Annotated in this window: 11 protein-coding genes; 2 read left to right on the plus strand and 9 right to left on the minus strand. The window is 65.1% G+C overall.

Going from position 1 to position 16432, the window contains the following annotated elements:
* Window positions 1-13 precede the first annotated feature (13 nt).
* The 6 genes from pta to E5K04_RS07495 all read right to left on the minus strand — a co-directional run bounded on the left by pta (window position 14) and on the right by E5K04_RS07495 (window position 9370).
* On the minus strand, window positions 14-2101 hold the full coding sequence (gene pta, locus E5K04_RS07470) for a phosphate acetyltransferase (RefSeq protein ID WP_136552571.1): 2088 nt from the start codon (window positions 2099-2101) through the stop codon (window positions 14-16).
* A 55-nt stretch (window positions 2102-2156) separates the two neighbouring features.
* On the minus strand, window positions 2157-3368 hold the full coding sequence (locus tag E5K04_RS07475) for an acetate kinase (protein ID WP_136552572.1): 1212 nt from the start codon (window positions 3366-3368) through the stop codon (window positions 2157-2159).
* A 26-nt stretch (window positions 3369-3394) separates the two neighbouring features.
* Window positions 3395-4153, minus strand: a complete 759-nt coding sequence (gene pflA / locus E5K04_RS07480; protein WP_136552574.1) for a pyruvate formate-lyase-activating protein — start codon at window positions 4151-4153, stop codon at window positions 3395-3397.
* A gap of 52 nt (window positions 4154-4205) precedes the next feature.
* Window positions 4206-6440, minus strand: a complete 2235-nt coding sequence (pflB, locus tag E5K04_RS07485; RefSeq protein WP_168929187.1) for a formate C-acetyltransferase — start codon at window positions 6438-6440, stop codon at window positions 4206-4208.
* Window positions 6441-6718: 278 nt separating this feature from the next.
* On the minus strand, window positions 6719-7543 hold the full coding sequence (locus tag E5K04_RS07490; RefSeq protein WP_136552578.1) for an MIP/aquaporin family protein: 825 nt from the start codon (window positions 7541-7543) through the stop codon (window positions 6719-6721).
* 75 nt (window positions 7544-7618) lie between these two features.
* Window positions 7619-9370, minus strand: coding sequence for a solute:sodium symporter family transporter (locus tag E5K04_RS07495; protein ID WP_136552580.1), 1752 nt, complete (start codon window positions 9368-9370; stop codon window positions 7619-7621).
* Window positions 9371-9835: 465 nt separating this feature from the next.
* Between E5K04_RS07495 and E5K04_RS07505 the strand changes: the two genes are divergently transcribed.
* The gene (locus tag E5K04_RS07505; protein ID WP_205700318.1) at window positions 9836-11257 is read left to right on the plus strand and encodes a glycoside-pentoside-hexuronide (GPH):cation symporter; all 1422 of its coding nucleotides are present in this window, start codon (window positions 9836-9838) and stop codon (window positions 11255-11257) included.
* 100 nt (window positions 11258-11357) lie between these two features.
* Window positions 11358-11906 (plus strand): GNAT family N-acetyltransferase, encoded by a 549-nt coding sequence (locus tag E5K04_RS07510; RefSeq protein WP_168929181.1) that lies wholly within the window; start codon window positions 11358-11360, stop codon window positions 11904-11906.
* Window positions 11907-12159: 253 nt separating this feature from the next.
* Here the strand turns inward: E5K04_RS07510 and E5K04_RS07515 are convergent, their stop codons facing one another.
* The 3 genes from E5K04_RS07515 to E5K04_RS07525 form a co-directional block, all read right to left on the minus strand.
* Entirely contained in the window at window positions 12160-13233 is a 1074-nt protein-coding gene (locus E5K04_RS07515; protein WP_136552586.1) for a LacI family DNA-binding transcriptional regulator, read from the minus strand.
* A 158-nt stretch (window positions 13234-13391) separates the two neighbouring features.
* On the minus strand, window positions 13392-14177 hold the full coding sequence (locus tag E5K04_RS07520) for an SDR family NAD(P)-dependent oxidoreductase (RefSeq protein ID WP_136552588.1): 786 nt from the start codon (window positions 14175-14177) through the stop codon (window positions 13392-13394).
* Between the two features lie 207 nt (window positions 14178-14384).
* The gene (locus E5K04_RS07525; protein WP_136552590.1) at window positions 14385-16397 is read right to left on the minus strand and encodes an alpha-glucosidase; all 2013 of its coding nucleotides are present in this window, start codon (window positions 16395-16397) and stop codon (window positions 14385-14387) included.
* Window positions 16398-16432 lie beyond the last annotated feature (35 nt).

Here is a 16432-nt window from a genome sequence, read left to right on the forward strand (position 1 = left end):
CCTTGCGGACGGCTTATTGGGCGGCCTGGATCGCGGTCAGGGCGATGGTGTAGACGATGTCGTCGACCAGCGCGCCACGCGAGAGGTCATTCACCGGCTTGCGCAGGCCTTGCAGCATCGGGCCGACCGACACCACGCCTGCCGAGCGTTGCACCGCCTTGTAGGTGGTATTGCCGGTGTTGAGGTCGGGGAACACGAACACGTTGGCGCGGCCGGCAACCGGGCTGTCCGGCGCCTTCTGGCGGCCCACGCTCTCTACCGACGCTGCGTCGTACTGCATCGGGCCGTCGATCAACAGGCCGGGGCGCTTCTCGCGGGCGATGCGTGTGGCCTCGCGCACTTTTTCCACGTCGTCGCCGGCTCCGGAGGAGCCGGTCGAGTACGAGATCATCGCGACACGCGGCTGCAGGCCGAAGGCGAGGGCGGAGTCGGCGGACTGGATCGCGATGTCGGCCAGTTGCTCGGCGCTCGGGTCCGGGTTGATCGCGCAGTCTCCGTAGACCAGCACCTGGTCGGGCATCAGCATGAAGAACACGCTGGAGACGATGGACGCGCCCGGCGCGGTCTTGATCAGCTGCAGCGCCGGACGCACGGTATTGGCGGTGGTGTGCACGGCGCCGGAGACCAGGCCGTCGACTTCACCCAGCGCCAGCATCATGGTGCCCATCACCACCGTGTCTTCCAGCAGTTTCTCGGCCTGCGGCGCGGTCAGCCCCTTGGCCTTGCGCAACTCGACCATCGGGCCGACGTAGCGGTGCAGCGCCTGTTCCGGGTCGATGATCTCGAGCTCGGCCGGCAGGGTCAGCCCCTGGGCATCGGCGACTTCGCGGATGCGTTCCGGGTTGCCCAGCAGCACGCAGCGGGCGATACCCTTTTGCTGGCAGACCACCGCGGCCTTCAGCGTGCGCGGCTCGTCCCCTTCGGGCAGCACGATGCGCTTGCCCGCGGCGCGCGCCTGGCCGATCAGCAGGTGGCGGAACGCCGGTGGCGGCATGCGCAGTTCACGCGGCTCGCCGATCTTCTGCTTGAGGGCGCTGGTGTCGATGCGCTCGGCGGCGAATTCGATCACCTGCTCCATGCGTTCGGCGTCTTCGCGCGATACGTAGCTTGGCAGGCGGGCCAGCAGCGCGCTGGTCTCGAAGGTGTCGCGGGGCGTGGTCAGCACCGGCAGGCCGGCGAGTTTGGCCGGTTGCACCAGCGGCGCGATACGCGGCGAGATGCCTTCGCCGCAGGTCAAGAGCAGACCGGCCAGCGGGACGCCGCGCAGGGTGGCCAACGCGGTGGCCAGCACCACGTCGGAGCGGTCGCCTGGGGTGACCACCAGCGCGCCCGGGCGCAGGCGGTCAGCCATGTTTTCGACTGCGCGGGCCGCCACCACGATCTCGTGCACCCGCATGCGGTTGGCGTTGCCCAGGTGTTCGATGCGCAAATCGAGCGGGGCGGTCAGGTCGAGCAGGCGCGGCGCATTCAGCGCCGCCTCGAACGGCACGCACGCGATCACCGGCAGCTTACCGCGACTGCGCAACAGGTCTTCGGCCAACAGCTTGCCTTCGGCGCCCGCCGGCAGCTTGTTGACGATGACGGCGGCGGCTTCGGACAGGCCGGCATCCAGATAGGGGCGCTGTGCCAGCTCGATGCCTTCCACCAGTTCGCGCGCGGTGCGCCGCGCGGCCGAAGCGACCAGTACCAGGTCCGCGGTCAGGCTGCGCGCGAGCTCGATGTTCAACTGCGGCGCGATGGTCTGCTCGCTGGTGGTCAGCAGACCTTCGACGATGACGACGTCGAACTGCGAGCGTACCGCCGCGACCCGCTGCACCACTTCTTCCATCAGCTCTTCGCCACGGCCAGCGCGCAATAGCTTTTCGGCCTCGTCAAAGGGGATGGCCGGCGGTACGTCGATACCGCACAGCGTCTGCGCGAAATGGACGGACAGGTCGGGCGTGCCCAGCGACTTGGATGCCTGGCTGATCGGCTTGGCGAAGCCGACCCGGATGCCGTCGCGCTCGAGGGCGCGCACCAGGCCCAAGCCCATCGACGACAGGCCGATGTCGGTGCCGACGGGGGCGAGGAACAGGATCTTGCTTTGCAAGGGGATATTCATGTCGGTCTCCGTCTTGCCGCGGCGGCGTCGCCCGGCAAGACCATCGGATTCAACGTTAGGCGGCCAGCGCGCCCAGGCCGGCAAGGCCGGCCAGGCGGGCGGTATCGAGGGCGATCATGCCTTCTTCGTCGGTTGCTACCACCGCGACGGCGGGGCCTTGGCCCGCGTCGATGCGGCCGGCCTGGCCGCGCACGCACTGCTGGTTGGCCGAGCTATCCAGCGTGACGCCGAGCGCCTTCAGGTGTGCGCAGGTCATCTGGCGCAGCAGGGAGGAGTTCTCGCCGATGCCGCCGGTAAAGGCGATCGCGTCGACACGGTCCAGCGACATGGCCAGGCCGCCGATGTGGCGGGCCAGACGGTGCGCGAACACCTCGAGCGCGATCTTGGCGCCCTCGTGCCCTTCTGCGGCCGCTTCTTCCAGCGTGCGGCAGTCGTTGGAGAGCCCGGACAGGCCAAGCAGGCCCGACTGCTTGTTGAGCAGGGTGTCGACACCGGCGAGGTCGAGGCCGAGCCGTTCGGCGATGTACGCGATGCTGCCCGGGTCGATGTCGCCGGAGCGGGTGCCCATCACCAGTCCTTCCAGCGGCGTCATGCCCATGGTGGTGTCGACGCTGACGCCGTTCTTCACCGCGGTGGCCGACGCGCCGTTGCCCAGGTGTGCGATCACGATGCCGTGCTCGGCCGGCAGGTTCAGCATGCTGGCGGTTTCGGCGGCGACAAAGCGGTGGCTGGTGCCGTGCATGCCGTAGCGGCGGACGCCGTGTTCGCGGTAGAGCGTCATCGGCAGCGCGTACAGGTAGGCCGCTCGCGGCATGCTCTGGTGGAAGGCGGTGTCGAACACGGCGACCTGCGGCAGTGCCGGCAGTGCCTGGCGGGCGACGCGGATACCCAGCAGGTTGGCCGGGTTGTGCAGCGGTGCGAGCTGGATGCACGCTTCGATGGCGGTTTCCACTTCGTCGTCGATCAGCACCGAGCCGTTGAAGCGTTCGCCGCCGTGAACCACGCGGTGGCCGACGGCCGCGACGCGGTCAAGCAGGCCTTGCTTGCGCACGTGGCCGATCACGCTTTCCAGCGCCGCGTCGTGCGCGCCGCCCTCAAGCGAGCACCTTTCCTTGCCGGCCGCGCTCTTGAAGGTGATGCAGGCGTCGGCTGTGCCCAGGCACTCGGCGAGGCCGGACAGCAGCGGGGCGCCGCCGGCAACCGGCTGCAGGGCGAATTTGAGCGACGAGCTGCCGCAGTTGATCACCAGGATGAGGGAGTCGGTCATGTCGGATCCAGTCAACAATGGGGTATTCAGTGGACGGTCAGCCCGCGGCTGCGGAACTGCCCGCGGGCGCGTTCGGTGAGTTCCGGCGGCGGTGCCGGGGTGTCGGCGAGGGTGTAGGGCATGCCAAGCTCGGCCCATTTGTGTTCGCCCAGTTTGTGGAAGGGCAGTACCTCGACACGTTCGACGGCGTCGCCGAGCGAGACGGCAAAGTCGGCCAGCCGCTCGATGTCGTCGAAGCCGTCGGTCAGCCCGGGCACCAGCACGTAGCGGATCCATAGCTTCTTGCCCAGCCGTACCAGGCGGCGGGCGAAGTCGAGCGTAGGCTGCAGGGGCTGTGCGGTGAGTGCCTGGTATTGCGCGGGGTCGCTGTGCTTGATGTCGAGCAGCACCAGGTCGACCTCGTCGAACCAGGCGTCGTCGACCTTGTCGTGCAGGAAGCCGTGGGTATCGAGCGCGGTATTCAGGCCCATCGCCTTGGCGCCGGCAAACAGGCCGTGCACGAAGTTGGGCTGCATCAAGGGTTCGCCGCCGGAGACGGTGACGCCGCCTGCGAAGCGCAGGAAGCCCGCGTAGGGCTTGAGCTCGGAGAGCGCCTGCTCGACGGTCAGCTCACGGCCGTGGTGCAGCTTCCAGGTGTCCGGATTGTGGCAGTACAGGCAGCGGAACTGGCAGCCGGATACGAAATAGACGAAGCGCACGCCGGGGCCGTCGACCGCGGCGCCGGTCTCGACCGAGTGCAGGTAGCCGATGGTGTCGGCAGCGGGGGCTTGGGCGGGCGTGTTCATTCGGGGGCTCCTGAAGCAGGCGGTGCCCCGCGAGGGGCGCCGCCCAGCCACATTACATGCGGCCGTGGAAGGTGCGGTTGATCACGTCAAGCTGCTGCTCGCGGGTGAGCTTGACGAAGTTCACCGCGTAACCGGACACGCGGATGGTCAACTGCGGGTACAGTTCCGGGTGCTCCATCGCGTCGATCAGTGTGTCGCGGTTGAACACGTTGACGTTGACGTGGAAGCCGCCGGCCGCCGCGAAGCCGTCCAGACAGTTGGCGAGGTTGCGGATGCGCTCTTCCTGCGAGTGGCCCAGCGCGTCCGGCGTCGCCGACGAAGTCCAGCTGATGCCGTCCAGCGCCGCGTCGTACGGCAGCTTGGCGACCGAAGCGCCCGAGGCGACGAAGCCCTTCACATCGCGGCCGTTCATCGGGTTGGCGCCCGGTGCGAACGGTTCGCCCGCGCGGCGGCCGCACGGCGTGTTGCCGGTCTTCTTGCCGTACACCACGTTGGAGGTGATGGTCAGCACCGACTGGGTCGGCGTCGCGTTACGGTAGAAGTAAGGCTGCGCCTTGATCTTCTCCATGAAGGTTTCGGTCAGCCACACCGCGATGCTGTCGGCGCGGTCGTCGTTGTTGCCGTAGGCCGGGTAGTCGCCTTCGATCTTGTAGTCGACGGCGAGGCCTTCTTCGTTACGGATCACGTGTACCTTGGCGTACTTGATCGCGGACAGCGAGTCGGCGGCCACCGACAGGCCGGCGATGCCGCAGGCCATGGTGCGCAGGATGTCGCGGTCGTGCAGCGCCATCTCGATGCGCTCGTACGAGTACTTGTCGTGCATGTAGTGGATGACGTTCAGCGCGTCGACGTAGGTCTTGGCGACCCAGTCCATCATCGGCAGGAACTTGGCCATCACTTCTTCGTAGTCGAGCACGTCGCCCTTGATCGGCTCGAAGCCGCGGGCCACCACGGCGCCGCTCTTCTCGTCCACGCCACCGTTGATCGCGTAGAGCAGGCCCTTGGCTAGGTTGGCGCGCGCGCCGAAGAACTGCATCTGTTTGCCGATCGCCATCGCCGACACGCAGCAGGCGATACCGTAGTCGTCGCCCCACTTCGGGCGCATCAGGTCGTCGTTCTCGTACTGGATCGCCGAGGTGTCGATCGACACTTTCGCGCAGAAGTCCTTGAAGCCACGCGGAAGCCCCGTCGACCACAGCACGGTCAGGTTCGGTTCCGGCGCCGGGCCCAGGTTGTAGAGGGTGTTCAGGAAGCGGAAGCTCGACTTGGTCACCAGTGTGCGGCCGTCGAGGCCCATGCCGCCGATCGACTCGGTCACCCAGGTCGGGTCGCCGGAGAACAGCGCGTCGTAGTCCGGGGTGCGCAGGAAGCGCACGATACGCAGCTTGATCACCAGGTCGTCGATCATCTCCTGCGCAGCTTCTTCAGTCAGCACGCCGGCCTTGAGGTCGCGTTCGACGTAGATGTCGATAAAGCTCGACACGCGGCCGAAGCTCATCGCCGCGCCGTTCTGTTCCTTCACGGCAGCCAGGTAGGCGAAGTAGGTCCACTGCACCGCTTCGCGGGCGTTGGTGGCCGGACGCGCGATGTCGAAGCCGTAGCTCGCCGCCATCGCCTTCAGTTCGCCCAGCGCGCGGTACTGCTCGGAGCACTCTTCGCGCAGGCGGATCACGTCGTCGGTCATCGGGCTCTTCAGCGCCATCCACTCGCGCTTGCGCTCGGCCATCAGGAAGTCGACGCCGTACAGCGCGACGCGGCGGTAGTCGCCGATGATGCGGCCGCGGCCGTAAGCGTCAGGCAGGCCAGTGATCACGCCTGACTTGCGCGCGGCGAGGATCTCGGGGGTGTAAGCGTCGAACACGCCCTGGTTGTGGCTCTTGCGGTACTTCTCCCAGATTTCCTTGACCATCGGGTCGATCTTGAAGCCGAAGGCTTCCAGACCGTTCTCGACCATGCGCAGGCCGCCGTTCGGCATGATGGCGCGCTTGAGCGGCGCGTCGGTCTGCAGGCCGACGATCACTTCGTTCTGCTCGTCGATGTAGCCCGGCGCGTGCGCGGTGATGCTGGAGCCGCGGTCGGCGGACACGTCGAGCACGCCACGGGCACGTTCTTCTTTCAGGAGGATGGAGAGCGTGTCCCAGATGCCGCGGGTGCGCGCGGTGGCGTCGGCGAGGAAGCTATCGTCGCCTTGGTATGGGGTGACGTTGCGCTGGATGAAGTCGCGCACGTCGACACGGCTTTGCCATTCGCCGACGGCAAAGTCGCGCCACGGGTCTGCCGACAGCATGTTCTGGGTGATCGCTTCCACGTTTGGCTCCTTGGGGATATGTAAATGTCTGCTTGGGTATTCGATCTGGTCGTTATGCAACATATCGAAGCGCTACGATTTTATATAAAGCACTGCCCAAGATCAATAAAAAACAAACGCGCGCCGTTTTGGCGAGCGTAAGTATTTGATAAAAAAGATGAGTTGTGCTGGGTGTGTGGCGTGCGGGCTTGTTCGCAAATGTTCGTAAGTGCAATAAACCGAACGGAAATGATCCTGGGCGCGCCATTTGGCGGCCATCAGGCCTCTTGCAGCGGCCTGGGCAGGTGGCGGGCAATCAGCTTGAGGTAGAGCAGGGCGCCCAGTTGTGCGCCGAGCAGGGGGCCGGCGACAGGCACCCACCAGTAGGCACTGTCTCGCCCGCCGGTGAGGGCGACGTCGCCCCAGCCCGCCAGCGTGAGGAAGACGCGCGGGGCGAGGTCGCGTGCCGGGTTCATGGCGAAGCCGGTCAGCGGCCCGAACGAGGCGCCGATCACGGCGACCAAGAGGCCAATCAGCAGGGCGCCGGCAAAGCCGCGCGCCGGGCCGTTGCGGTGGTCGGTCAGCGCCAGAATGCCGGTCATCAGCACGGCGGTGATCACGGTTTCCACCAGCAGCGCCTGCAGGTTGCTCAGTTGCGGGTGGGGGAAGGTCGTGAAGATGGCGGCGCTGCGCAGGCTCTCGGCGCTACCGCGCACCAGGTGCTGCGTGTACTCCCAGTTGGCGAGCAGCGGTTCGTACAGCGCGAACACCAGTGCTGCCGCGCAGAAGGCGCCGGCCATCTGGGCAGCGACATAGGGGAGGGCGCGGCGGCGGTCGAAGCCGGCCCAGACGGTCAGCGCCAGCGTGACGGCCGGGTTCAGATGCGCGCCCGACACGCCGGCCACGACGTAGACGGCCAGCGCGACGCCGAGGCCCCAGGTCAGCGAGATTTCCCACTGGCCGAAGCTCGCTCCGGACAGTTGCATGCCGGCGACGGCGCCGACACCGAACAGGATCAGCAAGGCGGTGCCGACAAACTCGGCGAAGCAGGCGCCGGGCAGGCTGGGAGTGGACAGGCGGGGTTGGGGTTTGACGTCAGGCATCGTGGTTTCCTGTGCAAAAAGAAAACCGCCGGCGTGTCCGTGACTTGCACGGGGCCGGCGGTTGGCAGGTTGGGGTCAGGCGCCGTTCAGGCAGGAGACGCCGGCGCGGACTTGCCTGCGCCGCTCGAAGCAGGCGTACAGCACGAAGGCGATCCAGATGGCGCTCATCAGCACGCCGTACAGCGGGGTCGGGCCACCCACCACCGCGAAGCCGATCGGCGAGAAGGTCAGGTACATCGAAACCAGCAGGCAGACCAGCATCACGCTGGTGAGGCGGGCGTAGCGCCACGGACGCAGGTGGGCGGGCTGCTCTTCACCGCTATTCATGCTGAAGTCGATGGTGCCTGCGCGGCTCTTGCGCGGCCAGCGCCAGCCGCAGAAGGCGAGGATGGCTGCGTGCAGCGCGAACATCATGCCCATGATGTGCACGAAGTTGATGCCGGTTTTCTTGTCGATACCGAAACCGATCACCAGCACGCCGTATAGCACCACGTGCAGGACCAGCACCAGGCGGGCGCTCCAGCCCGGTACGCGCGGCAGGAAGAAGCCGGCCAGCACGATGGCGATGATCGGGATGTTGTAAAAGCCGGTCACGCGGCGGATTAGCAGGTAGATGCCGTCCGGTGCGTACAGCATCAGCGGGGCGATGATCATCGAGATCACGGCAAAGCCGGTACCGACCCACTTGCCGACACGCACCAGTTCGGCGTCGGTGGCTTTGGGGCGGAAGGCGCGGTGCCAGTCCATCGCGAACAGGGTGGCCGTGCTGTTGACGATGGAGTTGAAGTGGCTGATCACGGTGCCGAAGAAGGCCGCGACGAAGAAGCCCAGCAGCCACCAAGGCATTACCAGCTTGATCAGCGCGGGGTAGGCGAGGTCAGGCTTCGGCAGCTTGTCGCCGATCAGGTGGAAGGCGATCACGCCCGGCACCAGCATCACCAGCGGCACCAGGATCTTGACGAAACCGGTCAGCAGCACACCCTTCTGGCCTTCGGCCAGGTCTTTGGCGGCCAGCGTGCGCTGGATGGTGGCCTGGTTGGTACACCAGTAGAACAGGTTGGCGAACACCATGCCGGTAAACAGCGTGCCGAACGGGATGCGGCTGGTCTCGTCGCCGACCGCGTTGAGCTTCTCGGGCTGGTTGATCACCAGATGGTCGATACCGGCGGAGAGCGAGCCGTCACCCAGCGCGATCAGGCCGAGGATGGGCACCGACAGGCTGGCGATCAGCAGCACCACGCCGTTGATAGTGTCGGAAATGGCGACGGCGCGCAGGCCGCCCAGTACCGCGTACGCGGCGCCCACGCCACCCATCACCCAGACCAGGATCCAGATCATGGCATCGTGGCCGACGCCAAGCGCTGCGTGGATGCCGAAAACTTCGTCCAGCGAGAGCGCACCCAGGTACAGCGCAACCGGGTTGGCGACCAGCGTGTAGCCGATGATGAACATCGCGCTGACGATGCGCCGCGTGGTGGCGTCGTAGCGGCTTTCCAGGTACTCGGGGAGGGTGGTGAAGCCGCCCTTCAGGTAACGCGGCAGGAAGAACATGGCCAGCATGATGGTCGCCAGCGCCGCGGTGCTCTCCCAGGCCATCGAGCTGAGGTTGTCCGCGTAGGACTGCCCGTTCAGCCCGACCAGCTGCTCGGCGGAGAGGTTGGTCAGCAGCATCGAGCCGCAGATGAACCAGCCGGTCAGGCCACGCCCGGCCATGAAGTAGCCGGCCGCGCCGCTGTCGTGCGCTTTCGAGGTGAGGCGCGAGGATACCCACGCTACACCTAGCGTGAAGAGCAGGAAGGTCGCTAGCGCAAACATGGATTCAGTCATGTGGTCTCCCGGTAGTCAGTCGGTGTGCCTTGAAATCGTAGCGCAATGATATGTGCGCACCCCCGTGCTGTCGATCAAATATTAAAGAAAACTGATTTTAATTGCGCCAAGTCAAATAACTTAGCCGATGGATAACGCCAACCGGCTCTCGTGTCTGATCTGCAAGGGTATTTGTCATTTGCAAGCGTGCAGGTGGTTGATGCGTATAGGTAATTACATATGTGTACAGAGTGTGGGGCAGTGACTTTTGCTTCTCATGCAGCATGATTTGCGCGAGTTTTCATGATCTTGATCAATAAATGCGCGGCCGTCTCTTGTTCGTCCTATCTCACAGCGCTACGATGCTCGCCACAGTGACGGCAGGACCGAGGCGATGTCGCCGATGACCCGGCTGTTCCAACCTTTTCTACAATCCCGACCGGGCTGTCGCGGTGCTGGCGCGCCGCAAAGCCTCTGGAGACCCGCATGAGTGCCCATGCAGCAACGATGGACGACAAGATGACCGCGCCCGCGGCCGAGAAGGCAGGCAACGGCCGCCTGCCTTTCAAGGAGAAGTTTGCCTACGGGGTGGGTGACTTCGGCTACAACTTCATTCTCGACATCACCACGCTCTACCTGCTCAAGTTCCTGACCGACGTCGCAGGCATCCACGCGGCTTGGGCTGGTGTGATCTTCCTGGTGGCCAAGGTGTTTACCGGTTTCACCGACCTGGGTACCGGCATGCTGCTCGACGCGCGCCACAAGTTCGGCCCGCGTGGCAAGTTCCGTCCCTTCCTGCTGTGGACGACCATTCCGCTCTTTATCCTGAACTGCCTGCTGTTCTGGAACTTCGAAGCGCTGGGCGCGACGGCGAAGACCATCCTCTTCATCGTCTGCTTCATGGGTTTCGGCCTGTTCTTCAGTCTGGGCAACGCGACCTACGGCGCGATGGTGCCGGCGATGACCACCAATGTGCAGGACCGTGCCGAGCTGGCCGCCTGGCGTCAGGGTGGTGCCAACACCGGTCTCTTGCTGTGCACGGTCGGCTTCATGCCGCTGGTGCTGATGTTCGATAGCCAGGCCACCGGCTACATCGTCGCCGCCATCGTGTACACCGGTATCGGTTGCCTGGCCGCGATCTACTGCTACAAGAACGTCAAGGAGCGCCACCTGGTCGCGCCGCCGGCACCGGTCGAGGGCAAGAGCCAGACCAAGGAAGGCATCCGCGCGGTCATGCAGAACAAGCCGTTGCTGGTGCTGGCGATCGCCAACCTGCTGACGCTGTCCGCATTCAACGTCAAGCTGTCGGTGCAGGTGTTCTACGCACAGTACGTGCTGGGCGACGTGTCGATGGTGTCCTACATGTCCTTCGTGTCGATGGGCTGTATCTACGTCGGCGTGCTGATGGTGCCGTCGATGGTGCGTCGCTTCGGCAAGAAGGCGGTTTACCTGACCGGCCTCGCGCTGTGGGCGGCGGGCGACATCTTCAACCTGTTCTTCGGCGGTAGCGTGATGAGCTACGTCGTGTTCACCTCGCTGGCCTTCTTCGGCTCCGCCTTCGTCAACAGCCTGAACTGGGCGTTCGTGTCCGACTGCGTCGAATACGGCGAGTGGAAGACCAACGTGCGTACCGAAGGCCTGGTCTACTGCGGCATGACCTTCTTCCGCAAGTGCTCGCAGGCGATCGCCGGCTTTATCCCGGGCTTCGCGCTGGCCATGGTCGGTTACATGCCCAACGTCGAGCAGACCGCCGAAGCTAAGGCAGGTATCACCGGCCTGATCTTCATCTACCCGGCTTCGCTCGCCATCGTGACTGCGCTGGTGATCGGCTTCTTCTTCACGCTGAACGACACCTTCTACAAGAAGATCGTCGCGGACCTGGAAGCGCGCCGCGCCGCCAAGGCCTGAAATAGCTGACAGGGGTACGGGCAGGCTGACCGGCTTGCCCGGATCCGGACACGACCCTGCCGGCCTCTGCCGGCAGGGTCTTTTACATGGAATGCACAAGATGGCGAAAATCGATTTCAGGCTGGCCACCGCGGCAGACGCGCACGTGCTGGCCGAACTGCACCTGGCGAGCTGGCGGGTCTGTTACGGCCACCTGCTCAACGCGCGCTACCTCGAGAGCCGCGCTGCGCTGGATGAGCGGCTGGCGTTCTGGCGACAGCAACTGGCCGACGTGGGCAAGCGCATCGAGGTCGGTGTCTGCGCCGGGCAGGTGGTGGCCATGTGCCACGCCGACGCGCAGGCCGACGCCACCGGCGAGGTCTTCATCGACAACCTGCACGTGTTGCCGGCCTTTCAGGGGCAGGGGCTGGGCCAACGGCTGATGGCCCGCCAACTGGACGCTGTCGAGCAGCAGGGCGGATGCAGCCGGGTCGCGCTGACGGTGGTGGAAGGCAACTTGCCGGCGCGCGGCTTCTACCGCGCCAAGGGCGGGGTCGAAGAGCCGCATGGCGAGCACCGCTACGGCGACGGCAGCGTGCTTCCCTTGCTGCGAGTGGTGTGGGACGACCCGGCGGCGATGCGCGCCAAGGTGGCCCGGGCCGCAGCCTGAAGCCGGCTGGCTGTCGTTTACAGGAAGGCGCCGTGCCCCCTTGCGGGAGACGGCGCTTTTGTATGTAGCCGGCGGCTATGGCTGGGTGAACGTGGGGCTCGCTTGCCGCTCAAGTGCGCTTGCGGTGCCGCGTACCGTCCGTCTGGGCAAGGAAAAGCCCGCTAGGTGCGGGCTTTTCCGGAAAGGCGATTGCGCGTCTGGCGACGGGGGGGCATGGCTGCCGGGGCACCCACGCCGGCCTCGCTGCCCCTTATTACATAATGCGGGTGGTCGCGCGGGGGATCAGCTCAAAGCCGACGTCGACGGCGTGGTCCGGCCACGCCTCCTGCGGGGCCTCGCAGCGCTCGATCAGTCCCTGCATCAGCTGGCTGCCGATCTGCCAGCGGTGCGGGCGGATGGTAGTCAGCGGCGGGTTGCTGCATTCCGCGAAGTCCAGGTCGCCGTAGCCGATGACCGACAGGCGCTCCGGCACGCGGATGCCGCGGCGTTGCGCCTCGAACAGGACGCCCAGCGCCAGCCAGTCGTTGGAGCAGATCACGCCGTCGATCGACTTGTTGGCCGCCAGGGCACTGGCGATCGCCGTGCCTGCGCCCTGCACCAGGTGCTCGGTGGTCGGCGGGATATTGATGACCAGGGGTGCGTGCAGGCCGGCGGCCTTGACCGCTTCGACATAAGCGTCCGCGCGCACGCGGGCTCGGTGGTCGCAGTTCAGGCGCACCCCCAGATAGACCACATGCTTGCAGCCGCCCTCGTACAGGTGTTCGAGGGCGCTCTGGCCGAGGTCCGTGTGGTCGAAACCGACCTGCAGGCCCAGATGCGGCGTGCCAAGTTCCCACATCTGTCCGACCGGGATACCGGCGGCCTTGAGCATGCCGATGGTGCGCTCGTTCTGGTGGCAACCGGTCAGCACCATCGCGGCCGGGGACCATTCCAGGAAGGTCCTGACCAGCTCTTCCTCGCGTTCGGGGTTGAAGTCGGAATTGCCAAGCAGCAGGTTGTAGCCGGCCTTTTCTGCCACTTCCTGCATGGCCTCGACCGAGCGTGCGAAAAAGCTGTTGGAAATCGTCGGGATGATCACGGCGATGGTGCGGCTCTTGGCGGCTGCCAGGCTGCCAGCCAGCCGGTTGGGGACGTAGTGCAGCGTTTCGATCGCCTGCCTGACCTTGTCGCGCAGTTTGTCAGAGACGGCTTCCGGCTTGCGCAGGTACAGCGATACGGTGCTGGGTGAGACGTCGGCCAGTTTGGCGACGTCCAGCATGGTGGTGCGTTGCGTACCCCGACGGCTGCGCTGGCGGGGTTTGATATTCGGAAATTCCACGGCGTTCATATCAAAAATTCGAATAATTGGGCGAGATTATAGCGCCAACGACCGGCAGTGTGCTGCCGGCCGTTGGCGCTTCCAAAAATGTGCAAAGGTGCGGTACACGCGCCTTGGGGGGATGCCTGGCGCACCGCGGTGACCGCCGTGCGCCTTGTCGCAACCGCTTACTGGAACATCAGGCCGGCATCGACCACGAAGTTCTGGCCGGTGCAACCGCGGCTCTCGTCGGAGGCGAGGAACAGCGCGAGGCGCGCGCAGTCGGACGCGTCGAGGCGGAACTTCAGCATCTGCTGGTCGATGAACAGCTGGCTGGCCTTCTCGAAGCCTTCCGGGTTACCGGCCCACATCGCGTCCTGGCGGGCGGTGCGGATCGCGCCGGGCACCAGCGAATTGACGCGGATGTTCTTCACGCCCAGTTCGCGTGCCATGGTGCGGGTCATGCCGTTGATCGCGGCTTTTGGCGTGGTGTAGCACACCATGCCCGGACGGCCGCGCATCCACGAGATCGAGCCCATGTTGATGATCACGCCGCCGCCGTTCTTTTCCATCACCGGCACCACGGCCTGCGCGGCGAAGAACTGGTGGCGCAGGTTGGTGTTGAAGCGCTCGTCCCAGTACTCGGGGGTGACGTCCATCATGTCGTGGCGGTCGTCGCGCGCGGCGTTGTTGAACAGCGCGTCGATGCGGCCCCACTTGTCGGCTACGTTCTTGATGCACGAGCGCAGCAGTTCGATGTCACGTACGTCGCAGAACTGGAAGAAGACGTTTTCGGTGTCGAGTTCGCGCACGAATTGCTCGGCGGTGTCGCGGTCGAAGTCGATGAAGGCGACCTTGGCACCCTGCTGCAGGAAGGCTTCGACGTAGGCCGCGCCGATGCCGGACGCGCCGCCGGAAATGAAGATCACCTTGTCCTTGAGCGAGGAGTACAGGGCCGTTTCGTAGGTTTTCATGCAGGTCTCCCGGCGGATCGAATCGTTCCGCGCATAATGGTTGAATGCGGCAATAATAGCGCTACGAACTTTGTTCTGCAATTGTTTTGGCGGTGCTTTGTGAGTATTTTTAATCATCAATAGCAGCGCTATCAGCACTTCTAATGCGCAAAAAAAGGCGCCCCGAAGGGCGCCAAAAAACTACTTGAATCCGGAAGGCGGGCGGAGTTACAGCGAGGTAAGACCGGCAAACAGCTCCTTCCAAGCACTGTCTGCACGGTAGAACACCGGCGGCTGGCCGATCGGTGCGGGCAGCGTGATGCGCTGGCCGCCGGTGATTTTCTGGCCGGTCCAGGCGTGCACCCAGTCGGTGCCGGCCGGCAGGTAAGTGGTCCACTCGTCGACGCCCGGCTTGTGCACCGGCGCCACCAGCATGTCGGCACCGTACAGGTACTGTTCCTGGTTGGCGTAGGTTTCCGGGTCGTGTTCGAAGTGCAGCATCATCGCGCGCTGGACCGGGTAGCCCTTGGCCGAAGCTTCTTCGACCAGCGACTTCAGGTACGGTACCAGGTGGGTGTACACGCGGGTCATGCGGGCGAAGTGGGCGAGGGTCGCGCCGTCCTGGTCGAACTGGAAGTTCTCGCCCGGGCGGTTGCCTTCGTGGGTGCGCATCACCGGGGTGAACGCGGCCATTTCCACCCAGCGGTCGAACAGTTCCTTGGTACGGCGGTTGCCGAACAGCGAGGTGTAACCGCCGATATCGCTGTGGTGGTAGGCGTTACCCAGCATGCCGGAGGACAGCGCGCCGGAGATCACGGTGACCAGGCCGTCGTGACGGGTAAAGTCCACGCTCTGGTCGCCGGCCCACAGCAGCGGGCAGTAGCGCTGCACGCCGGTGTAGCCTGCGCGCATGAAGAACAGCGCGTCGCCGGTCTGGCCGTTGGCTTCAACCGCTTCGGCGTTGCATTTGGCCCACAGGGTCGGCCACGCGTTGTGCATCAGCTTGGCGTCGACGCCGTTGGACAGGTAGACGTTCTCGGTCGGCAGGTATTCGCCGAAGTCGGCCATCCAGCCCTTGATGCCCATGTTGAGCATGTTTTCGCGGATCACCACGTCCTGGAACCACTTGGAGGCTTCCGGGTTGGTGAAGTCGACGATGCCGCAGTCGAATTCGCCGAAGTCGACCAGCGCGACGTTGCCGTCCTTGTCCAGCGCGAGGTAGCCCTTTTCCTTGGCGACCGGGAACAGCTGGCCGTCGTTGCACAGGTAGGGGTTCACGTAACCGAGGAACTCGATGCCGCGCTCGTTCAGCTCCTTGATCTTCTCCGGCAGGTTCGGGTAGCGGTCCTGGTGGTGTTTCCAGTCCCAGTCCCAGAACAGGCGGGCGCCGAAAGAGGTGACGCGCAGGCCGCACCAGTCTTCGCTCCATACGCCGGAGACCTTGATGCCGTGGTTCAGCGCGTTTTCCATACGGGTGAAGGTGTTCACCTCGCCGCCCTTCAGGCCGAGGATCGCGCCGTTGTACACCCATTCCGGCAGCTTCGGCTGGCGGCCGAACTGGGCGGACAGCTTCTCGACCAGGTCGAGGTAGGTCGCGCCGGTCTTGATCTGCAGCTCGGCCGGGATCGCCCACACTTGCAGTTCATGGAAGTTGTTGTGACGGAAGTCGAAGTCCGCGTAAGCGGTGGTTTCGATGTGCGCCGAGTACTTGCGCGACGACACGAAGGTCGGCTGCGGGTAGTTGGTGTGGTAGTAGTCGCCACCGGCCTTCATCGAGTCGGCCTTGAAGGTGATCTCGGTGCTCTTGTCGCGGCCGACGCCCGGCTCGGAGGTCCACAGCGGGAAGTTGCGGCCACGCAGGTCGAAGTAGGACATCTGTTCGCCGCAGCCCCAGATGTGTTCTTTCTTCTGCGCCGGCAGGCGGATCCAGCAGCGGTTCAGCGACGCGTCGTGCGCTTCGAAGGCGAACTTGAAGTCGTCGCCGTCGATGTGCAGGGTGGCGGTCAGCATCTCCGGCTGGCCAGCGGCGGCGGACAGGTGGATCTTGTCGCCGTCGATGCGGGCGTGGGTCAGCGCGACGCGCGACTCGAGGTAGTCTTCGATGTCGAAGTTGCCGCGGTAGATTTCCATCTTCTCTTCGCCGTGGCCGACGAAGAAGGCCGGCTGGGCGGCGGTGTGGGCAAACAGCAGGGTTTCGTTGTGGCGGATTTCAAAGCCGCCGTCGATGACGATCAGTTGCATTTCAATGCCTCGATAGGGTTGGGCAGCCGGGGCTG

This window comes from Crenobacter intestini (genome assembly GCF_004919095.1).
Taxonomy (GTDB): Bacteria; Pseudomonadota; Gammaproteobacteria; order Burkholderiales; family Chromobacteriaceae; genus Craterilacuibacter; species Craterilacuibacter intestini.